The following is a 21,780-nucleotide window of genomic DNA, read 5'->3' as shown; positions in this document are numbered from 1 at the left end:
TAACCTGGTTTTGTGCCGATAACATAAACGCCCGCATGGGGCGTTTACACCGATATCTTTACTGGCTGTCGGCGACTTTACGTACCTGAATGATCATGCCCATCAGTGGGTGATCCAGATAGTGGGTTTCGCTGCTGCGCATGCGGCGCTTCTGGTCCATGCGGTAACTTTTCAGGAAAGACTCAGTTTCTACCTGCGGAGAGACGGATTCGAGATTACCGGACTGCACGGTCGCGCCTTCGTCTTGCGGGTTTAGTGCCAGGCTTAACGGCGCGTCTTTGATGACAACGTCACGTACACTCGGCTCTTTCAGATCGAGAGTGGTTTCGGCGTACAAGTAATGCTGAACATAGATCTGCAGCGTCCCATCGAGTTCGTACAAAGGTTTAGCGACGCTCTGTTCGATGACATCATTAACGGGTATTGCCGCATTTCTTTGTCCCGCCAGGCTGCCGTCTGCGCGAAACTGTTCTGAATAGTCGCGGCCAGCACGGATATGAAACACCGGTGCGGCGGAGCGTCCTTCATCACCCTGACGCCATGCTGTGTGCATCAGCACTTTAAAACCGGCGTGGTTTTTCAGGCGCTGTTCCTGATCATTGAGCTGATATTGCGAAGCAGGCAGCATGGTCACGCCTTTACTCTGGCGATAACTGGCGTCGTTAAAGCTGCCAGCACGTTTCATGCTAATTTCTGGCAGGTCATCCGGCCAGGATTCACTGACTTTCTCTGCATCAACTGCCCGTTTGAAAATGATCACTTCAATATCAAACTGTCGTTGAGCCAAGCTTGGCATAGAGACAAGCAAAAGCAGTAGTGGGATCAGTTTTTTCATTATGACTCCGTCATTCAGTGCAACGCACTTGGTTCATTATGCGTCCGGCGCTTGCGCTGCGCCGGTACGTTTAAGCTGCTGGTAGCAGATTTTGCTGAAACTCTTCCAGCATATTTGCTACGAACTGAATTCGCTCTCGGCGATCGACCAAAGGTATGGCAAATTTGAACTTGGTCGGCCCTTCCATCGAAAATTGTTTCGGTTGAGACTGCAATAGTTTAACCAAAAACATCGGGTTAATGTCAGCATTCGGATAGAACTCAATGTAGCCGCCTTTCTCGTGTGCTTCAATTTTACGGATTTTCAGCGTGGCTGCATCCAGTTTCAATTCGGCAACCGAGAGCAGATTCATTGCGGCATCAGGTAACTTACCAAAACGGTCGATAAGCTCGACTTTCAGCTCGGCCAGTTCATCACTGTGGCCGACGCTGGCGATCTGTTTATACATCGACAGGCGCGTGTTGATGTCCGGGATGTAATCGTCCGGCAGCAGGGCCGGGATGCGCAGTTCCACTTCGGTTTGCTCACGCAGCAAATCATCCAGCGACGGCTCTTTGCCTGACTTCAACGCTTCAACCGCTTGTTCGAGCATTTCCATGTACAGCGTGAAACCGATCGACTGAATCTGGCCGCTTTGTTCATCGCCGAGCAGTTCACCGGCACCACGAATTTCCAAATCGTGCGTCGCGAGCGTGAAACCGGCACCGAGATCTTCCAGTGAGGCGATCGCTTCGAGGCGTTTCTGCGCATCCTTGGTCATCGCTTTCGGATGCGGTGTCAGCAGATACGCGTACGCCTGGTGATGCGAGCGGCCAACCCGTCCACGCAACTGGTGTAATTGCGCCAGGCCCAGTGAATCCGCCCGATTCATGATGATGGTGTTGGCGGTCGGAACATCGATACCGGTCTCGATGATGGTGGTACACACCAACAAGTTAAAGCGCTGGTGGTAAAAATCGTTCATGACCCGTTCCAGCTCGCGCTCGCGCATCTGGCCGTGGGCAATGGTGATACGCGCTTCCGGAATCAGCTTCTCCAGATCAGCGGCGACTTTCTCAATCGTCTCGACCTGGTTATGCAGGAAGTAGACCTGGCCGCCGCGCATGATTTCACGCAGTGCAGCTTCACGGATGACGTTATCGTCACTTTCCCGGACAAAGGTCTTGATCGCCATGCGGCGCGCGGGCGGCGTGGCAATGATAGACAGATCGCGCATGCCGCTCATCGCCATATTCAGCGTACGTGGGATCGGCGTTGCGGTCAGAGTCAGAATATCGACATCGGCGCGCATCGCTTTGACTTTTTCCTTCTGGCGTACGCCGAACCGGTGTTCTTCATCCACGATCAGCAAACCCAAATCGGCAAATTTGATCTCGCTGGAGAGCAGTTTATGGGTACCGACCAGGATATCGACTTTACCATCGGCTACATCCTGCAGAATGAGCTTCTGCTCTTTGGCCGATTTAAAACGCGATAGCACCTCAACCCGGATGGGCAGGTTCGCAAAGCGGTCCCGGAAGTTTTCAAAATGTTGCTGGGCGAGCAGGGTTGTCGGTACTAACACCGCAACCTGCTTGCTGTTGTCGGTCGAGACAAAAGCCGCGCGCATCGCCACTTCGGTTTTACCAAAGCCGACATCGCCACACACCAGACGATCCATCGCTTTTGGTTGGCACATATCTGACAGCACCGCGTTGATCGCCATCGCCTGATCGTCGGTCTCTTCAAACGGGAAGCCGGATTTGAAGGTGGCGTACTGGCCGCGGTCAAGCTGGAATTTATAGCCTGGCTTGAGCTCGCGTTTGGCGTAGACATCAAGCAGTTCAGCGGCCACATCGCGTACTTTCTCTGCCGCTTTACGGCGCGCTTTAGCCCAGGCTTCGCCACCCAGTTTATGCAGCGGCGCAGCCTCTTCTGCACCGCCGGAGTAGCGGCTGATGAGATTGAGCGACGACACCGGCACATACAACTTGGCATCGTTCTGATATTCGAGGGTGACGTATTCGGTGGTCATGCCGCCCGCTTCCAGTGTCTGCAGACCAACGTAACGGCCGATACCGTGGTCGATATGCACCACTGGCTGGCCAGGCTTAAGTTCGGCCAGATTACGGATGACTGCATCGCTGTTGGTCGCTTTGCGCTCTTTTTTACGTCGTTTGGCAACGCGATCACCGAGAAGGTCGCTTTCGCAAATCAGCGCCAGTTGCTGATCGCCGAAAATAAAGCCGTGTTCGGCCGAGCCCTGAATCAGGGCAAATTTTTCATCGCTATGGCACGCCGTGGCAAAATCAGGCTGGCTGATCGGGCGTAGCTTGATACGTTGCAGCAGCTCCAGCAGTGCTTCGCGGCGACCTTCCGACTCAACCGAGAAGATGATTTTGCCGGCAAACTGTTCACTGAATTGACGCAGTGCAGCCAGCGGCTCCTTGTGCTGATGTTGTACGGCAACATCCGGCAGCGGGCGGATATCCGGATTGACCCGGCCCGCTTTCTCTTCCACCACATCAACCGAAACGGTCAGTTGCGGCAGGGTTTTAAAGCGCGCAAACAGTTCGTCTTTTTTCAGCCACAGTTCGTGCGGCGGTAACAGCGGACGCAGTGGGTCAATTTTGCGCTGATCGTAGCGGTAATCAACATCGTTGAGGAAGTGATCCACGGACTGTTCCAGCGCGCCGACGGTGATGAGCTGACTGCCCTCGGGCAGGTAATCAAACAGGGTTTCGGTATGCTCGAAAAACAGCGGCTGCCAGTATTCGATACCGGCCGGCCAGGTGCCTTTCGATACCTGCATGTAGACAGATTCGGGTTCGCGGCGCGCCTCAAAACGCTGGCGCCAGCGGGTGCGAAACTCTTCAATGGCCTGCTCGTTGGATGGAAACTCATGCGCCGGCAGCAGACAAATCTCACGGATCTCTTCGATCGAGCGCTGGTTTTCCGGATCGAAGGTGCGGATGGTGTCTATTTCGTCATCGAAAAAGTCGATCCGGTATGGATCGCTGCTACCCATTGGGAACAGATCCAGGATTGAGCCGCGGCTGGCGTATTCACCCGGCCCGAACACCTGATCAACATGGCGATAGCCGGAGTTATCCAGTTGCACACGCAGTTTGTCGAGCGAGAAACGGTCACCCTGTTTCACCATCAGGGTGTGTTGCAGCAGGAAATCACGCGGTGACTGGCGTTGCAATAGAGTACTGACCGGAACGATGGTGATACCACAGCTTTGCCCCGGCAGTTGGTACAGGCGAGAAATACGCTCCGATATGATCTCCTGATGGGGAGAAAAACTATCGTAGGGCAGGGTTTCCCAATCCGGGAACAGCGCCACACCGGCCTGGCAGAATTGCTCGATTTCTTGTTGCAGTTTTAGTGCTGTTTGCGGATCAGGCACTGCGAGCAGGGTATGGCCCGGATGCTGGTTGGCCAGTTCCGCGATCGCCAGCGCCAGACTGGCGCCGTGCAGATTACCAATGTGTTTTTTATCGCCCGCCCTAGTGGCCGACGGCAAAGAAAAAAGAGTATGTGTAGTCATGTTAACAGTTATGATTTTTCTCGGTCTAAGGAGCGTTGACGCAGCAGCTTCTGTTGTTGATGCAGGGCCGCTTTAATCAGCAGGTCCTGGTCCGTGTCGCGCAGTAGGGTGTATTTTACCGTTGCCATAAAGTGGTCGTCAGCCGGTTCGCAGGTCACTATCTGGCCATAACAATAAATGGCGGCAGCCGGATATTCCAGAAACAACTTAGCACGAACCAAGTGGCCCGGGTTGACGGCTTGAGGGCTCTTATAAGTGAACTGACTGGCGCCAAAGCCGGTAGTATGAGTACGGAAGCGCGAGTCATCCTGCTGTGACAGCATAAAACTCAGCAACAGATTGAGTTTAGAGTTCTGAGTTTCCAGTAACTGGATGACATTTTTGAAATCGCTGTTTTTCAGTTCCAGGCGCGCCGCTTCACTGAGTTGATCAAGCTGGCTGAATTCACTGGCAACAACAAAAGGTGCCGGAATTTCCGCTTCGAAATCGGTGGGAGAAGGCAGGTCATAGTCCGCCGCTAACGGCTCAACATTGATTGTCAGTGCGTGGTGTACGGTAAAATATTCTTGTTCTGTCATAGTCGGTTCCTTCTCACCTCTGTGTTGATTATCGTCATACAGTCCAACTAATCAAGGTATGTCATTGTTATTGGTGTGAAATAAGCGCGCTCTTACAGAGATTTAGCAAAGAAAAACTACAACCTTGCGCGGATTATCGTTACAGTAGCGCCATCCTATTTGATTGGTTTTAATTATGTTTCATCCGATTTCGACCTTTATCGGCCTGCGTTATTTGCGTGGTCGCTCCGGTGACAGGTTTAGTCGATTCGTCTCTTACATGTCCACTGCCGGTATTACGATTGGCGTGATGGCCTTAGTGACCGTGCTTTCGGTGATGAATGGCTTCGAAGCGCAGTTGAAGAGCCGTATCCTTGGTGTACTGCCTCAGGCGGTGATTTCGCAGCAGCAGGATAAAACTGCGCTCACTGAGCAGGCACCTGAGTTTATCCGTACCTTGTCTACGCAACGCGAGCCCGAACCTGTGGTGCGCAGTGAAGCTGTCATTCAGAGCGCGTCTGAGCTCTCGGCCGGGTTATTGGTCGGGATTGCACCGGATCAGGACGACCCGATTGGTGATTTCCTGATCGCAGGCCGTCTGGCGGCGTTGCAGGAAGGTGAGTACCGGGTTTTCCTCGGTCACACGCTGGCACGCAACCTCGATGTGTCGGTGGGCGATAAAGTGCGCCTGATGGTGACCAGCGCCAGTCAGTTTACACCGCTTGGGCGCATTCCGAGCCAGCGTAATTTCACCGTTGCCGGGATTTTTAATACCGGTTCCGATGTGGATGCCCAGCTGATGATCGCACATTTGCATGACGCGGGTAAATTGCTGCGCTTTGATGATCACACCGTTTCCGGTTGGCGTTTGTTCTTCGATGACCCGTTTGTGGTTGGCGATCTGGCCCAGCAACCCTTACCCGAGGGCTGGCAGTGGAGCGACTGGCGTGATCAGCGAGGTGAACTGTTCCAGGCGGTACGGATGGAAAAGAACATGATGGGGTTGATGCTGGGGCTTATCGTTGGCGTTGCCGCATTCAACATCATTTCTGCGCTGATCATGGTTGTGATGGAAAAGCAGTCTGAAGTCGCGATTCTCAAAACTCAGGGCATGACGAACCGTCAGGTGCTGACCATCTTTATGGTGCAGGGCGCCAGCAGCGGCGTGATTGGCGCTATTGTAGGCGGTACCCTTGGGGTATTACTGGCCAAAAATCTTAACGCAGTAATGGAATCGACCGGGGTTGCGCTGTTCCCGATGGGAGGCGAACTGCCGGTGGTGATTAATCCATTGCAAATCTGTATCGTGGTGGTGCTGGCGATCTGTCTCAGCCTGCTGGCGACCTTATTCCCTTCTTACCGGGCATCTTCTGTTAAACCCGCCGAGGCTTTACGTTATGAATAACCTTTTACGTTGTCACCAAGTTTGCAAAACCTATCAGGAAGGGGATCTGGCAACGCAAGTGCTGAAAGGGGTCAGTTTTGAACTCAAGCGCGGCGAGTTGGTGTCGATTATCGGCTCATCCGGCTCGGGTAAAAGTACCCTGTTACACATTCTGGGCGCACTGGATGACGCGTCCGAAGGTCAGGTCGAGTTTCTTGACCAGCAGCTCAGTACGCTGAGTTCAAACAAACAGGCGAAAATTCGCAACCAGCATCTGGGTTTTGTCTATCAGTTTCACCATCTGCTGGCTGATTTCACTGCGTTGGAAAATGTCGCGATGCCTTTGCTGATCGGTGGTAAAAAAGTGGCGCACGCGAAACAGGAAGCGGAAGCTCTGCTGGCCCGAGTCGGTTTGTCACATCGTCTTGAGCACCGCCCGTCCGAGCTGTCCGGTGGTGAACGCCAGCGTGTTGCCATTGCGCGCGCGCTGGTCAACAAGCCGGACCTGGTGCTGGCAGATGAGCCGACCGGTAATCTGGATCATAAAACCGCGCTATCGATTTACGATCTGATGCGCGAGCTGAATCGCGAATCAGGCACCGCATTTCTGGTTGTTACTCACGATGGTGAGCTGGCGGCCAAAATGGATCGCCAGTTGCACATGCAAGATGGTCTGTTGCTCAATGCAGAGGGGGCGTGAGTGTTTCGTTCTCTCTCTCTGTTTATCGGTGGCCGTTTTAGCCGTGCCAAGCAGCGCAACAAGATGGTGTCGTTTATCTCACTCTCATCGACGATTGGGATTGCAGTCGGTGTTGCCGTGATCATCATTGGCTTATCGGCGATGAACGGTTTTGAACGTGAGCTGCAAAACCGGGTGTTGTCCGTGATTCCGCACGGTGAATTTGAAGGCGTGAAAGGCCCGATCAATGACTGGCAGACACTGGTGGCTCAGGCGACCAAGAGTCCGCAGGTGGTGGCCGCCGCGCCTTATGTCAAATTTACCGCGCTGGCGGAAAAAGGCACTCAGCTTAAAGCGATCGAAGTGCGCGGCGTGGATCCGCAGCGTGAGCGGGCGGTGTCTCGTTTGTCCGAGTATGTGACTGATGAGGCCTGGGTGCAGTTTGCTCCCGGACAGCAGCAGGTCATTCTCGGTAAAGGTGTGGCCGATCAGCTTGGCGTCGGTGTCGGTGATTATCTGACTCTGATGATCCCCGCCAGTGACGGCTCGGCCCGAGTGCAGGCACCGCGCCGGGTGCGGGTTCAGGTCAGTGGCTTGTTGGCGCTCAATGGTCAGATTGATCACAGTCTGGCTCTGTTACCGCTGCAAGATGCGCAGCAGTATGCCCGGATTGGCGATGCTGTCTCGGGAGTGGCGATTAAAGTTACGGATGTGCTCAATGCCAGCCGCATTGTGCGCGATGTCGGTCAGACCCTGAACGAATATGTCTATCTGCGTAGCTGGCAACAGAAATTCGGCTTCCTGTACCGCGATATTCAGATGGTGCGTACCATCATGTATCTGGTCATGGTGCTGGTGATTGGCGTCGCGAGCTTTAATATTGTTTCGACGCTGATGATGGCGGTCAAAGATCGGGCCGCAGAAATTGCGATTTTGCGTACCATGGGCGCTTCCGATGGCCTGGTAAAACGGATTTTTGTCTGGCAGGGAGTCTTTTCCGGTGTGCTGGGCAGTATTGTCGGCAGTATCCTAGGGGTACTTGTCGCCTTTAATCTGACCACTTTAATCAAAGGACTGGAGTCACTGATTGGTCACCACTTCCTGTCCGGCGACATTTACTTCGTCGATTTCCTGCCATCACAGGTACAAAGTGGCGATGTGCTGCTGGTTTCCGGTACGGCGATTGTCCTCAGTCTGCTTGCGACCTGGTATCCGGCGAAACGGGCCAGCAAACTCAATCCGGCCAGTGTACTGAGCAGTAAATAATTATTTACGGGTCAACAGGCACAAAAAAAGGACCTTTCGGTCCTTTTTTTGTGCCTGTTAGTCAGCGCTGAATGGAGTGACTGCTGGTTATATCCGCTCACTGTGTAATGGCGAATACCATTTGCCTAACCGGTTCGCGCTTAACAGGTCTGGTTCAGCAAGTTTTTCTCAACAAGCGTTGCAGAGCAAAATGCCTGCTCGGTCGTACCCCCGGCAAAATCACGCCAAGCCAGCTGCAAATCAGGTTAGATTTTGCGGCAGTTTGGTGACGCGGCGTTTTTGCCAGCTGCGCACCACAGAATAACGCCACAAACCGCGGATACCAAAGTAGCCGATGATTGATGACACCACAGCGCATACACCACAGCCGAGTAAAAACGGAGGTCCAATGGTACTCATCTGTTGCATGATGAAGTCCCAATTGAGTTCAAAATGGAACGGCTGGGGGGGTACGTTCATTAACCAGGCACCCAATTTATACGCAAAATAAAAAATGACCGGCATGGTTATCGGGTTTGTGATCCACACCAGAGCGATAGACAGTGGCAGGTTAACGCCACAGGCGATGGCAAGTCCGGCGGACATAATCATCTGGCTTGGAAGGGGCACAAACGCCATAAACAGGCCAACTGCAAACGCACCAGCCGCTGAGCGTCGGTTAAGACACCACAGGTTGGGGTTATACAGCACATTGCCAAAAACTTTTAATGCCTTTTGACGTCTGATGACATCAGGGTTAGGCATGAACCGCTTAATGTATTTTCTTGGCATCGGGGAACATGACTCTCTTTTCGAATTACTGGACGCTCGCTTCGTTCTCGCTCACCATACTGTCAGCGCCTTACTGGCCGTGGATGCCGGGATGGGGCGTTGCACTTTTATGCCTTGCATTGTGCTTTGCTGCTCTTACTCTGCCACAATGGACGGGCAGATTGAGAGGAGTGGGAGGGATTGCGTTCGCCGTGCTGGTTATCATAACACATGCACAGTTAGTGAGATCTCAATCCAACACTATTTTTCAAGCAGGGCAAGATATTACCATAAAAGGCGAAGTTGACAGCTTTTTTAAACAAATTACTTACGGATATGAAGGAAGTGTGGTAGTCAGATCAATAAATGGTCAAGCTTTGCCCGAGTATCAATATCCAACTATACGCTTAATATCGCCCGTGCTGCTTTATCCGGGCGATGATTTTGAATTTTCTGTGACGGTAAAGCCTGTGTTCGGCCGCCTGAATCAGGTCGGTTTTGACCTCGAATCTTTCTATTTGAGCCAGGGTTGGGTTGCCCGGGCAACGGTGCAACGGGCATCCTCATTTCGTATCGTGTCTAATGCCAGTTGGCGCTCTGAGCTTTATCAGCAAGTACGGGAATGGATGGAGCACAGTCAGGCTAAGGGCCTGGTGCTGGCACTGACATTTGGCGAGCGTGACCTGATTTCAGACCAGCAGTGGCTCTCTTTGCGTGACAGCGGCCTGATTCATCTGGTGGCGATTTCCGGACTGCATATCGGTATGGCGTTTGGCATCGGTTACCTGCTTGGCCTGCCTCTGATGCGTATTCATCGCCATCTGTTGTGGAGCCCGATGCTACTTGGTGCTTGTCTGGCTCTGGGGTACGCGTGGCTGGCCGGTTTTACCATCCCCACACAACGTGCGCTTATCATGTGTTGGCTCAACGTAGCGTTGACGCTCAGCCGGGTTACTATTACGGCCCCGCAGCGTCTGCTGCTCACTTTGGCTGTGGTTTTGCTGCTGGTGCCATTCTCTTCGCTCAGTCGCAGCTTCTGGTTATCGTTTCTCGCGGTCGGTATTGTGCTTTATCACGTGTGCGATGCGGCTTCACAGCGTCCCTGGTGGAAAAAACTGCTCTATAGTCAGTTCAGCCTTACGTTGCTAATGTTACCGGTTTCCGCGTTTTTCTTCGCCGGATTCAGTCTCAGCTCAGCCCTGTATAATCTGGTGTTTATTCCCTGGTTTACTCTGGTGATTGTGCCCGGACTGTTTATTGCGTTACTGCTGAGCCAGATACTGCCTGACAGCGTATGGATATGGGATTGGGTGGGTATCAGTTTTATCCCGCTCGATTATGCTTTGGATTGGGTTGGGCCGAGTTGGGTCTCTGTCAGCCAAACCAGCAGCTTACTGCTGCTGACCGGCTTAGTGTTGTGGGCCATACGTGAAGTGATCAGTCGGCGCTTGCTGCTGGCTATCGGTGCGCTGTTTGCGACTCACTGGTTGTCGATACCGCATAAGGACGGCTGGCGGGTTGAAGTGCTCGATGTGGGGCATGGCCTGGCGGTAATGATAGAGCGCCACGGACATTATCTGCTGTATGACACCGCACGTAGCTGGCCCGGCGGCAGTTTTGCGCGCAGCCTGATTGAGCCACTGCTGGTTTACTGGCAGGCCGGGAAACTCGATGGGGTAATCATCAGCCACACTGACAATGATCACGCCGGAGGCCTGGCCGATGTTATTGAGCGTCTGCAGCCTGGCTGGATTATTGCCAGTCAGCAGCATCCTGACTGGCTGGCTTGTACGAAAGGGCAGCGCTGGCATTGGCAGGGGCTGGAGTTGACGGCCTTGTGGCCTCCTGCGCAAGTATCGCGGGCTGACAATCTGCATTCCTGTGTGATTCGGATTGAAGATAAAACATTTGGTCACTCGCTGCTGCTGTCCGGTGATGTGACGGCTGTCGGTGAGTGGTTACTTAGTCGCGAGCCTTCGGTGGTAAAGAGTGATGTGATGATCGTACCACATCATGGCAGCCAGACTTCTTCCAGCTCCGGCTTCATTGAACGGGTACAACCGAAGATTGCGATTGCGTCACTGGCTAAAGGCAACCAATGGAATCTGCCTCATCCACGGGTGGTTGCCCGCTATCAGGCGGCCGGTGCACAATGGATTGATACCGGCGCGAGCGGCCAGGTTTCATTGATATATCGCGCACAAACTCGCCACTTATCGACTATGCGCCAAAGTACAGCTTCGACTTGGTATAGGCAGATGCTGCGTAAAGAGGTAGAATGAGCGCCAATATTGTCATCAAAATAAAGCCTATCTATGTCACTGAATTCTGACGAAACAACCTGGCAAACCTTTAAACGTTTGTGGACCTACATTCGCCTGTACAAGTCAGGGCTCGTGGTTGCTGTTATCGCACTGGTTGTTAATGCGGTCTCTGATACTTATATGATTTCCCTGCTGAAGCCTCTGCTGGACGAAGGTTTTGGCAACAGTGAGTCCAACTTTCTTAAGACTCTGCCATTTATTATTCTCGGCCTGATGTTTGTGCGCGGTATGAGTGGTTTTGTCTCGTCCTACTGTCTGAGCTGGGTGTCAGGCAACGTGGTGATGCTGATGCGTCGCCGGATTTTTAATCAGTTTATGCACATGCCGGTCAGCTTTTTTGACCGTGAATCGACGGGCGGTCTGCTGTCGCGCATTACTTACGACACTGAACAGGTTGCAGGAGCAACCAGTAAAGCGCTGGTCAGTATTGTGCGTGAAGGTGCCAGTATTGTCGGCTTGTTAGTACTGATGTTCTGGAACAGCTGGGAGTTATCGCTGGTCCTGCTGGTGGTGGCTCCTCTGGTTGCGGTCGGCATCCGTGTGGTCTCGAAACGTTTTCGTAAGATCTCGAAAAACATGCAGACCACCATGGGCCACGTCACGGCATCGGCTGAGCAGATGCTCAAAGGCCATAAAGTGGTGCTGAGCTATGGTGGTCAGGATGTTGAGCGCAAACGGTTTGAAGCGGTCAGCAATAAGATGCGTCAGCAAACGATGAAGCTGGTTTCTGCCCAGGCCATCGCCAACCCTGTGATTCAGATGATCGCGTCGATGGCGCTGGTTGCGGTGCTTTATCTGGCAAGTTTCGACTCGATTCGTGACCAACTGACTCCGGGCACCTTTACCGTGATTTTCTCGGCGATGTTTGGCTTGATGCGTCCACTAAAAGCACTGACCAACGTTACTTCAGATTTCCAGCGCGGTATGGCGGCAAGCTCGACGCTGTTTGACCTGATGGCGCTGGAGACAGAACGTGACAACGGCTCTTTCCACACTGAAAAAGCGCGTGGTGACATTGCGGTGAACGATGTGACGTTTACCTACCAGGGTAAAGAAAAGCCGGCTTTATCGCACGTGAGTTTCCATATTCCGCAAGGCAAAACCGTGGCTCTGGTGGGGCGTTCGGGATCGGGTAAATCAACCATAGCGAACCTGTTTACCCGTTTTTATGATGTCGATTCTGGCTCCATTGAGCTCGATGGGCACGATGTACGCGATTATAAACTGACTAATCTGCGTCAGCACTTCGCGCTGGTTTCGCAAAATGTCCATCTGTTCAATGACACCATTGCCAATAACATTGCTTATGCAGCGGAAGGTGAATACAGTCGCGAGCAGATTGAAGCGGCGGCGCGTCTGGCGCATGCGATGGACTTTATCGATAACATGGCCGATGGTCTGGACACTATGATTGGTGAGAACGGGGCCAGCTTGTCCGGTGGCCAGCGTCAGCGTATTGCAATTGCCCGTGCCTTACTGCGTGATGCGCCGGTACTGATTCTGGATGAGGCGACGTCTGCGCTGGATACTGAATCAGAACGTGCGATTCAGGCGGCGCTGGATGAACTGCAGAAGAACAAAACTGTGCTGGTTATTGCGCACCGTTTGTCTACTATCGAACAAGCAGATGAAATTCTGGTTGTGGATGAAGGTGAAATTATTGAACGTGGTAAACACGCCGAGTTATTGCAACAAGACGGCGCTTATGCACAACTGCACCGTATCCAGTTTGGTGAAGGCTAAGCGCTGGCTGGTGAACAGAGCATGATCGAGAAAATTTGGTTTCACCAACATCCGATGCGATATGTATTGTGGCCCCTGTTGTGGCCACTGAGTCGGGTGTTCGGCATGATAAGCCGCTCACGCCGTCGCGACTTTGAATCGGGAAAGAAAAAGCGTTATCACGCGCCGATTCCTGTGATTGTGGTGGGTAATATCACCGCGGGTGGTAACGGTAAAACACCGGTTGTGATCTGGCTGGTGGAGACGTTGCAAAAGTTAGGCTATAAGCCGGGTGTGGTATCACGCGGTTATGGTGCCAAAGCACCGCGTTATCCATTGCTGGTACAGAACACGACGCCGACTGCGCACTGCGGTGATGAACCGAAACTGATTCAGCAGCGTACCGGAGTGCCGGTTGCCGTCGATCCGGTGCGGGCCAACGCGGTGAAAACCTTGTTGGCCCAGGGTGTGGATATAGTGGTGACCGATGACGGGCTGCAACATTATGCCCTGGAACGTGATATCGAATTTGTGGTTGTGGATGGCGTACGCCGGTTTGGCAATGAACAGATGATCCCTCTGGGACCACTGCGCGAATCCTTGCGACGCCTGAAAGAAGTGGATTTTATCATCACCAATGGCGGTGAAGCGCAGGATGGCGAAATTGCCATGACACTGCAGGCAGATTTAGCCGTCAATCTGGTGACCAAACAGCAGTTGCCGGTGAGTGAGTTGGGTAACGTAGTGGCCTGGGCCGGTATCGGTCATCCACCACGATTTTTTAACACCCTGCAGCAACTGGGCGCGACGCCTGTAGTCACGCACAGTTTTGCCGACCATAAGAATTTTGATGTCTCCGAGCTGAAGGCGCTCGCCATGCGCGGAGACAACGTCATAATGACAGAAAAAGATGCCGTGAAATGCACCGGCTTTGCCCAGGATAACTGGTGGTATCTACCGGTATCTGCGCAGATTGCCGCCGAAGATGAACAGTGCATTGTGGAAACTATTAAAGAGGTAATGGAACAGTATGGATCACCGTCTGCTTGAGATTGTCGCTTGCCCGGTATGTAAAGGCAAACTGACTTACGACAAAGATAATCAGGAACTGATTTGCAAATTAGACCGCCTGGCTTATCCAATCAAAGAGGGCATCCCGGTCCTGCTTGAAACTGAAGCGCGTACCATGTCGATGGATGAGGGACGCTAATGTCTTTTACGGTCGTTATTCCGTCTCGTTACCAGTCAACCCGTTTGCCGGGTAAACCACTGGCGGACATTGGTGGTAAGCCGATGGTGCAGTGGGTTTACGAACAGGCAATGCAAGCTGGTGCGGAACGTGTCATCGTCGCAACAGATGATGAGCGGGTGAAAAGTGCCGTTGAAGCGTTTGGTGGTACGGTGTGCATGACCTCTGCTGACCATCAGTCAGGCACTGAGCGCCTGGCAGAAGTGGTGCAACTGATGGGCATCGAAGATGATCACATCATTGTTAATGTGCAGGGCGACGAGCCACTGATCCCGCCGAGCATTGTGCGCCAGGTCGCGGATAATCTGGCTGCCAGCAGCGCGCCAATGGCCACGCTGGCCGTGGAAATCAGCGATGCGGAAGAAGTGTTTAATCCAAACGCGGTTAAAGTTGTCACTGACAAGGATGGCTATGCGCTGTACTTCAGCCGTGCCACGATTCCCTGGGATCGCGATAATTTCGCTCAGGACAAGAACATTGTGCAACCGCTGATGCGCCATATTGGTATCTATGCTTACCGTGCAGGCTTCATTAATACCTATATAAACTGGCAGCCGAGTCAGCTGGAAAAAATCGAAAGCCTCGAGCAGTTGCGGGTTCTCTGGTACGGCGAAAAGATTCACGTAGCCGTGGCCCTGGAAGCCCCTCCGGCGGGGGTCGATACTCCGGAAGATTTGGCCGCAGTACGCAAGATAGTTGCTGGTTGAACGGTCTTTGACGGCAATTGACCTTTGTGGTTACCTGACAACTCGACCTAATAAATGCAAAGCCCCAGAATCCTGGGGCTTTGTTATTAAAGTGAGTGTTAGATGTTGTGTTTTTTGCCCAGATCACACGTTACTGTCGTGATCATTCTTCTTTGGGCAGGTTGAGAGGATCTCTCGTCTTCCTGTTTCTTTGACCTCCTCTAGTTTGACTTCAAAACCCCATAGACGGTGCATATGTTTCAGCACCTCCTCGTAGCTTGGATCTAAAGGAATTCTATCTTGTGGAATGTATTGCAGCGTGAGCGAACGGTCACCTCTGACATCCACGTTGTAGACTTGAATGTTTGGTTCTAAGTTACTGAGATTGTATTGGGACGCCAGTTTTTCTCGGATCTGGCGATAGCCCAGGTCATCGTGGATGGCACTCACCTCGATAAAGTTTTTATGGTCATCATCGCTGATCGCAAACAGTTTAAAATCGCGGATCAGTTTGGGTGATAAGTACTGACTGATAAAGCTTTCATCTTTGAAGTTATGCATCGCAAAGTGCACGGCGTCCAGCCAGTCACTGCCGGCCAGATCAGGAAACCATTCCCGGTCTTCATCAGTGGGCTCTTCACAGATGCGGCGGATGTCGCGGAACATAGCAAAACCCAGTGCATAAGGGTTGATACCGCTGTAGTAAGGGCTGTTATAAGGCGGCTGCGCCACCACACTGGTGTGGCTGTGCAGAAACTCCAGAATAAACTTATCTGAAACCAAGCCTTCGTCGTACATATGGTTGAGGATGGTATAATGCCAGAAGGTCGCCCAACCTTCGTTCATTACCTGAGTCTGTTTCTGAGGATAGAAATACTGGCTGACTTTACGCACGATGCGCACGATTTCGCGCTGCCAGGGCTCGAGTAGCGGTGCATGCTTCTCGACAAAATAGAGAATGTTTTCCTGCGGTTCACTCGGGAAGTGGCGCTGGACTTCTTCTTCCTGGGCCTTTTTCGGCACGGTGCGCCACAAGGCGTTAACCTGGGATTGCAGATAGGCCTCACGCTCTTCCTGACGCGCTTTTTCTTCCGCTATCGAGATCTTTTCCGGACGTTTGTAACGGTCGACACCGTAATTCATCAGCGCATGACAGGAGTCGAGCAGTTTTTCTACGTCCGCGACACCGTACTTCTCTTCACATTCGGCGATGTAATTTTTCGCGAACAGTAGATAGTCGATGATCGAACTGGCATCGGTCCAGGTCTGGAATAGGTAGTTCCCTTTGAAAAACGAATTGTGACCATAACAGGCGTGGGCCATAACCAGTGCCTGCATGGTGACCGTATTTTCCTCCATTAAATAGGCAATACACGGATCGGAGTTAATTACGATCTCATAAGCCAGACCCATCTGGCCATGTTTGTAGTTTTGCTCGGTCTGGATGAACTTTTTACCGAATGACCAGTGGTTATAGTTAATCGGCATACCAATGCTCGAGTAGGCATCCATCATTTGCTCAGAGGTGATCACCTCAATCTGGTTCTGATAGGTGTCTAACCGGTAATGTTCTGCCACCCGTTTAATTTCGGTGTGGTAACGCTCCAGCAGGTCGAAGGTCCAGTCCGGACCATCCGGCAGCAGCTTACTTTTTGGCTTACGCTTCGGCGCGGCTTTGGTTTTCGTCGTCATATGCGCTCCCCCTTATGCCGTTTCCTTGTGGAACAATTCTCTGAACACAGGGAAAATGTCTTCCACACTGCGGATATTTTTCATGGCAAAATTACCAAATGAAGGCTGGAGTTTTTCGTACTCGTGCCAAAGTGTCTGATGTGAACGACGCGTGATCTCGATGTAAGCGTAATACTGACAACACGGTAACAGCTTATTGGTCAGCAGCTCTTTACAGCGCGGCGAGTCATCGGCCCAGTTATCGCCGTCCGAGGCCTGTGCGCCATAGATGTTCCATTCACCAAGCGGATAGCGTTCCCGGATGATTTCATCCATCAGTTTCAGTGCGCTGGAGACTATGGTACCGCCGGTTTCCTGCGAGTAGAAAAACTCGTGTTCATCGACTTCTTTTGCTTGGGTGTGGTGGCGAATAAACACCACTTCCACGTTTTCATAGGTTCTGGTCAGGAACAGATAGAGCAAAACATAAAAACGTTTGGCGATATCTTTGGTCGCCTGATCCATTGAGCCGGAAACGTCCATTAGACAGAACATCACTGCCTGGCTAGAGGGTACCGGGCGTTTCTCATAGTTCTTAAAGCGTAAGTCGAAGGTGTCAATGAACGGGACACTGTCGATTTTTTTGCGCAGATCCTCGATCTCCTGCCTGATGCGACGCTCTTCAAGTAACTGTGCCGGTTCACTGTTTTGAATGCGATCCAGCTCAAGTTCAAGTTCACGCATCAAACGGCGTTTGCCTGCCGTCATCGCAGTACGACGGGCCAGCGATTGCTGCAGTGACCGCACGATAGCGATATTGGCAGGCACACCTGCTGTCTGGAAACCTGAGCGATGATTTTTCCACTCGGTAATCTTGTTGAGTTGGTTTTTTTCCAGGTTAGGCAGTTCCAGATCTTCAAACAGAATATCGAGATACTCATCTTTGGAAATCTGAAATACAAAATCGTCCTGACCTTCGCCGTCCGGGCTGGCTTCACCTTCACCCGAACCGCCTCCCTGGCCACTTTTTGGCCGTTCAATTTTGTCACCGCGGGTGAACTGGTCATTGCCGGGGTGAACGCGTTCTCTGTGCCCGCCTTTGCCTTGATGGAAAGAGGGCTCTTTGATGTCACGGTTCGGAATCGAGACATCTTCACCGGTTTCGGTATTGGTGATTGAGCGACGATTAACGGCATCGGCAACCGATTCCTTAATCTGCTCCTTGTAACGGCGTAAGAAGCGCTGTCTGTTGACTGCGCTCTTGTTCTTACCGTTCAACCTTCTATCGATAAACTGCGCCATGAGATTCTCCCTGTAAACATCCCTCAGTGAGCAATCACTTGCTCCTACCGCCTGGGGCATTCCCTGAACTCATGGATGAGGGACGGTTGTGCCGTCACCATCATCTGACCGGAGTCAGGTGAGGCGCTTGGGGCGCCGTCACCTTTTTGCTCAGGGGTGGCTAGCTGTTAAGAGGATTTACGCACGCGTAAATACCACTCAGACAGCAAGCGTACTTGCTTCTCTGTATAGCCTTTCTCCATCATACGAGCGACAAAGTTGTCGTGTTTCTTCTGATCTTCAGAAGAGGTTTTCGCATTGAAAGAGATAACAGGAAGTAACTCTTCTGTATTGGAGAACATTTTCTTCTCGATGACCGTACGCAGTTTTTCGTAACTGGTCCAAACCGGATTTTGGCCATTGTTGTTGGCGCGGGCACGCAATACGAAGTTAACGATCTCATTACGGAAATCCTTCGGATTACTGATACCGGCGGTTTTTTCAATTTTTTCCAGTTCACTGTTCAGGGCTGAGCGGTCGAATAGCTGGCCGGTTTCCGGATCACGGTATTCCTGATCCTGAATCCAGAAATCAGCATACGTCACGTAGCGGTCGAAGATGTTCTGACCGTATTCGGAGTAAGACTCAAGATAAGCGGTCTGAATCTCTTTACCAATGAACTCGACATAACGCGGTACCAGATAACCTTTCACAAATTCCAGGTAGCGATCGGCGGTTTCCTGCGGGAATTGTTCGCGTTCAACCTGTTGTTCAATCACGTAGAACAGGTGGACCGGGTTTGCGGCCACTTCGATTTGGTCGAAGTTGAACACGCGCGACAGGATCTTAAAGGCGAAACGAGTCGACAGGCCGGACATCCCTTCGTCAACACCAGCGTAATCGCGATATTCCTGATAGCTTTTCGCTTTCGGGTCAGTGTCTTTCAGTGTTTCACCGTCATAAACCCGCATCTTCGAGAAGATTGACGAATTTTCCGGGGCTTTCAAGCGTGACAGCACACTGAATTGGGCGAGCAGATCCAGAGTGCTTGGCGCGCACGGCGCGTTGGACAGTTCACTGTGGTCGAGCAGTTTCTGATAAATTTTCACCTCTTCAGACACACGCAGACAGTATGGCACTTTCACAATGTAAACCCGGTCGAGAAATGCTTCGTTGTTCTTGTTGTTGCGGAAAGTCTGCCATTCCGATTCATTAGAGTGGGCCAGAATCATGCCGTCAAACGGCAGCGCAGACAGGCCTTCGGTACCGTTATAGTTACCTTCCTGTGTGGCAGTCAGTAACGGGTGCAGCACCTTAATTGGCGCTTTGAACATCTCGACGAATTCCATCAACCCCTGGTTGGCACGACACAGCGCGCCTGAGTAGCTGTAGGCATCAGGATCGTCTTGTGAGAAGTGCTCAAGTTGACGAATGTCGACCTTACCGACCAGAGATGAGATGTCTTGGTTATTTTCATCGCCTGGTTCAGTTTTCGCCACGGCAATCTGGTCGAGAATGGAAGGACGTACTTTGACCACTTTAAATTTGGTGATGTCGCCGCCAAATTCATGCAGGCGCTTAGCCGCCCAAGGAGACATAATTGAGCGCAGGTAACGTTTTTCGATACCATACTCTTTTTGCAGCAGGTCGCCGTCTTCGTTGACATCGAACAGACAAAATGGATGGTCGTTGACCGGACTGCGTTTACCGTTGACTGACAAGACGTAAATCGGCATCTGTTGCATTAATGCTTTCAGTTTTTCAGCCAGCGATGACTTACCGCCGCCCACCGGGCCGAGTAAGTACAGAATTTGTTTGCGTTCTTCAAGGCCTTGGGCCGCATGTTTCAGATAAGAAACGATTTGTTCAATGGCTTCCTCCATACCGTAGAAGTCTTCGAACGTTTTATAGCGCGAAATGACCCGGTTGGAGAAAAGTCGGCTCAGGCGAGAGTCTTTGGACGTATCCACAAGCTTGGGTTCGCCAATGGCCATCAGTAAGCGCTCGGCAGCATTGGCGTAAGCACTTTTGTCTTCTTTACACAGAGCAAGAAATTCCTGAATGGAAAGCTCTTCGTCCTTGGCTGCTTCGTAGCGTGCCTGAAAGTGGTCAAAAATACTCATAGTAATTCCCCTCTAAAAATGTCGTAGTGACATACAACCGCTTAAAAACACAATTCCCTAACAACTTAAGCCTAGTTCGGTATTGTCGATTTTGCTTAGAGATTATGTATTTATTTCAATTTCGTGATTGAAATTACGTCTTACGCTCACAATGTTTTTACGATGAATAGGAACTAAATGTTCAATGGTTATGCTGGATATATCCTCAGCAAAAGCAGTGCCATGAAGGGGCGGTCAGGATGAGAAATCACCGGATTGGGGCGGAAAACCGAGAAAAAACGGGGCAAAGATTGTGTCTGCACAGGGCAGGATATATCATCGTTAGCTCTTAAACATATGCAACGAGTTCACAAAGTATGCGATTAAACTCTACTTCGTTAAGCGTGGCTGCGGCTGCGTTGCTGATGGCTACAGCAGCTCAAGCCGACACTTCTCCGTGGTCTGTAGGGGTGGCGGCGGCGTACTCGCCAGCGGTTTATAAGGACACAGACTCGGATCGCACGGTGATCCCTGTGATTGGCTATGAAGGCGAACACCTGTTTTTGCGCGGCTTCAATGCAGGGTACCGTCTGTTCCCTCGCGGCTCACAGCAAAATATCATTTTCCGCCTTGCTTATGATCCTCGTACATTACAGCCGGAAGATTCGGATGATGCGCAGATCCGCCAGCTGGACAAACGTAAGTCCACCGCTCTTGGTGGGGTCAGTTATCAATTGCGCACCCTGGCTGGTGTATGGGAAGCGACCTTTGGTGGTGACGTGGCCGGGCGGCACAATGGTTTGTACGGTGAACTTGCGTGGCGCATGCCGTTCAATTTCGGCAACTGGGGCCTGACCCCGAGTATCGGTTACTCGTACAACTCGAGTCAGCTTAATAACCATTTGTACGGAGTGTCGAAAGCGGAATCGGATCGCACCGGGCTGAGAGAATTTGATGCCGGATGGGACGGACAATACTTTATCGGTGCTTCTGCCTATTGGCAGGTGACGCAGAATATTAAGGTTAACGGTGGTATCCGTTATTCGAACCTGGACAGTACAGTATCTGACAGCCCGGTGGTCGGTTCCAGTGCTGCGACCATGGGTACGATTGGTATTATGTACCAGTTCTGATATTGGTATTATGTACCAATGTTGATAGTGACAAGGCCGGAATTTATCCGGCCTTTTTCTTTATTCTGTATAGCTCTTAAGACAAGGGTGTTCAGGCACTGACGATCTGACGCAGCTCAGCCGCGGATAAATGGTACTGACGAGGGCAAGTATGCCATGTCACCAGCATACGGCGATATTTATCCAACATCGGTACCTGGCTGTTAAAGTGGTGGTCGCCTTGTTCAAATTGTGGGTACAGTCCTTCTGAATTCACCAGAAAGCGCACATAATTGACCAACGATGCTTCGGCTGCGAGATCAAAACCGAGGAAGTTCAGGCGACGGCTATCCACGTCAGCGCGCTCGGCATCTTTGAGCAGGTTATGGGATTCCTGCATCGCGTGATACATCTCCATAATATCGATGACTTCACGGCATTGTGCTTCAGACAGACATCCGAACTCTTTATTGAGTTCACGCATCTGCAGCTCGTAACCACGCTCTACAATGGTGCGCAGACGTTTGTACTGAGCGGCATTGGCCGGATCGAGCTGAGACATTAACTGGTACTGGTTAGACAGGATAAGACGTTGTGCGTTAGTCATTTCCATCGCTGGCCTCACTAAAG

At 51.8% G+C, this 21,780-nt stretch carries 17 protein-coding genes; 9 read left to right on the top strand and 8 right to left on the bottom strand.

Features of this window, described 5'->3' with window-relative positions; all coding sequences use genetic code 11:
* Window positions 1-58: 58 nt before the first annotated feature.
* The 3 genes from E6C74_RS08255 to E6C74_RS08245 all read right to left on the bottom strand — a co-directional run bounded on the left by E6C74_RS08255 (window position 59) and on the right by E6C74_RS08245 (window position 4,945).
* Window positions 59-835 carry a peptidoglycan binding protein CsiV gene (locus E6C74_RS08255; protein ID WP_136484227.1) on the bottom strand — a complete coding sequence of 259 codons (777 nt, stop codon included), beginning with the start codon at window positions 833-835 and terminating at the stop codon, window positions 59-61.
* 70 nt (window positions 836-905) lie between these two features.
* The gene (mfd, locus tag E6C74_RS08250) at window positions 906-4,367 is read right to left on the bottom strand and encodes a transcription-repair coupling factor (RefSeq protein ID WP_136484226.1); all 3,462 of its coding nucleotides are present in this window, start codon (window positions 4,365-4,367) and stop codon (window positions 906-908) included.
* An 8-nt stretch (window positions 4,368-4,375) separates the two neighbouring features.
* Entirely contained in the window at window positions 4,376-4,945 is a 570-nt protein-coding gene (locus E6C74_RS08245; RefSeq protein ID WP_136484225.1) for a PilZ domain-containing protein, read from the bottom strand.
* Between the two features lie 175 nt (window positions 4,946-5,120).
* Between E6C74_RS08245 and lolC the strand changes: the two genes are divergently transcribed.
* The 3 genes from lolC to lolE are packed head-to-tail and all read left to right on the top strand — an operon-like array spanning window position 5,121 to window position 8,253.
* Window positions 5,121-6,329 carry a lipoprotein-releasing ABC transporter permease subunit LolC gene (lolC, locus tag E6C74_RS08240; RefSeq protein ID WP_168796988.1) on the top strand — a complete coding sequence of 403 codons (1,209 nt, stop codon included), beginning with the start codon at window positions 5,121-5,123 and terminating at the stop codon, window positions 6,327-6,329.
* Window positions 6,322-7,008 carry a lipoprotein-releasing ABC transporter ATP-binding protein LolD gene (gene lolD, locus E6C74_RS08235; RefSeq protein WP_136484223.1) on the top strand — a complete coding sequence of 229 codons (687 nt, stop codon included), beginning with the start codon at window positions 6,322-6,324 and terminating at the stop codon, window positions 7,006-7,008. Before lolC ends, lolD begins: the two co-directional genes overlap by 8 nt.
* On the top strand, window positions 7,009-8,253 hold the full coding sequence (gene lolE, locus E6C74_RS08230) for a lipoprotein-releasing ABC transporter permease subunit LolE (RefSeq protein WP_136484222.1): 1,245 nt from the start codon (window positions 7,009-7,011) through the stop codon (window positions 8,251-8,253).
* Between the two features lie 240 nt (window positions 8,254-8,493).
* Here lolE and E6C74_RS08225 read toward each other — a convergent pair whose 3' ends face one another.
* Entirely contained in the window at window positions 8,494-9,024 is a 531-nt protein-coding gene (locus tag E6C74_RS08225) for a DUF2062 domain-containing protein (RefSeq protein ID WP_136484221.1), read from the bottom strand.
* An 8-nt stretch (window positions 9,025-9,032) separates the two neighbouring features.
* Here E6C74_RS08225 and E6C74_RS08220 point away from each other — a divergent pair, with 8 nt between their 5' ends.
* Genes E6C74_RS08220 through kdsB form a run of 5 tightly spaced genes read left to right on the top strand, consistent with a single transcriptional unit; the run spans window position 9,033 to window position 15,005 of the window.
* Complete coding sequence (locus E6C74_RS08220) at window positions 9,033-11,285, top strand: DNA internalization-related competence protein ComEC/Rec2 (RefSeq protein ID WP_136484220.1); 2,253 nt, start codon at window positions 9,033-9,035, stop codon at window positions 11,283-11,285.
* A gap of 33 nt (window positions 11,286-11,318) precedes the next feature.
* Window positions 11,319-13,070 (top strand): lipid A ABC transporter ATP-binding protein/permease MsbA, encoded by a 1,752-nt coding sequence (gene msbA / locus E6C74_RS08215; protein WP_136484219.1) that lies wholly within the window; start codon window positions 11,319-11,321, stop codon window positions 13,068-13,070.
* A gap of 21 nt (window positions 13,071-13,091) precedes the next feature.
* On the top strand, window positions 13,092-14,099 hold the full coding sequence (gene lpxK / locus E6C74_RS08210) for a tetraacyldisaccharide 4'-kinase (protein ID WP_136484218.1): 1,008 nt from the start codon (window positions 13,092-13,094) through the stop codon (window positions 14,097-14,099).
* Complete coding sequence (locus E6C74_RS08205) at window positions 14,080-14,259, top strand: Trm112 family protein (RefSeq protein ID WP_136484217.1); 180 nt, start codon at window positions 14,080-14,082, stop codon at window positions 14,257-14,259. The genes lpxK and E6C74_RS08205 overlap by 20 nt, the downstream gene beginning before the upstream one ends.
* Window positions 14,259-15,005, top strand: a complete 747-nt coding sequence (kdsB, locus tag E6C74_RS08200; RefSeq protein ID WP_136484216.1) for a 3-deoxy-manno-octulosonate cytidylyltransferase — start codon at window positions 14,259-14,261, stop codon at window positions 15,003-15,005. The genes E6C74_RS08205 and kdsB overlap by 1 nt, the downstream gene beginning before the upstream one ends.
* A 123-nt stretch (window positions 15,006-15,128) precedes the next feature.
* Here kdsB and E6C74_RS08195 read toward each other — a convergent pair whose 3' ends face one another.
* The 3 genes from E6C74_RS08195 to E6C74_RS08185 all read right to left on the bottom strand — a co-directional run bounded on the left by E6C74_RS08195 (window position 15,129) and on the right by E6C74_RS08185 (window position 20,059).
* Window positions 15,129-16,676: a SpoVR family protein gene (locus tag E6C74_RS08195; RefSeq protein ID WP_136484215.1), complete on the bottom strand. Its 1,548-nt coding sequence runs from the start codon at window positions 16,674-16,676 to the stop codon at window positions 15,129-15,131.
* Window positions 16,677-16,688: 12 nt separating this feature from the next.
* Window positions 16,689-17,957, bottom strand: a complete 1,269-nt coding sequence (locus E6C74_RS08190; RefSeq protein ID WP_136484214.1) for a YeaH/YhbH family protein — start codon at window positions 17,955-17,957, stop codon at window positions 16,689-16,691.
* Window positions 17,958-18,124: 167 nt separating this feature from the next.
* Window positions 18,125-20,059 (bottom strand): PrkA family serine protein kinase, encoded by a 1,935-nt coding sequence (locus E6C74_RS08185; RefSeq protein ID WP_136484213.1) that lies wholly within the window; start codon window positions 20,057-20,059, stop codon window positions 18,125-18,127.
* A gap of 356 nt (window positions 20,060-20,415) precedes the next feature.
* Between E6C74_RS08185 and E6C74_RS08180 the strand changes: the two genes are divergently transcribed.
* Complete coding sequence (locus tag E6C74_RS08180) at window positions 20,416-21,171, top strand: MipA/OmpV family protein (protein WP_136484212.1); 756 nt, start codon at window positions 20,416-20,418, stop codon at window positions 21,169-21,171.
* Window positions 21,172-21,262: 91 nt separating this feature from the next.
* Here the strand turns inward: E6C74_RS08180 and E6C74_RS08175 are convergent, their stop codons facing one another.
* Window positions 21,263-21,763 (bottom strand): YfbU family protein, encoded by a 501-nt coding sequence (locus E6C74_RS08175; protein WP_136484211.1) that lies wholly within the window; start codon window positions 21,761-21,763, stop codon window positions 21,263-21,265.
* Window positions 21,764-21,780 lie beyond the last annotated feature (17 nt).

This window comes from Vibrio sp. H11 (assembly GCF_004804295.1).
Lineage (GTDB): Bacteria > Pseudomonadota > Gammaproteobacteria > Enterobacterales > Vibrionaceae > Vibrio > Vibrio ostreae.
Note: the sequence above shows the minus strand (reverse complement) of the source record. Positions and strands in the feature narration are given on the sequence as shown.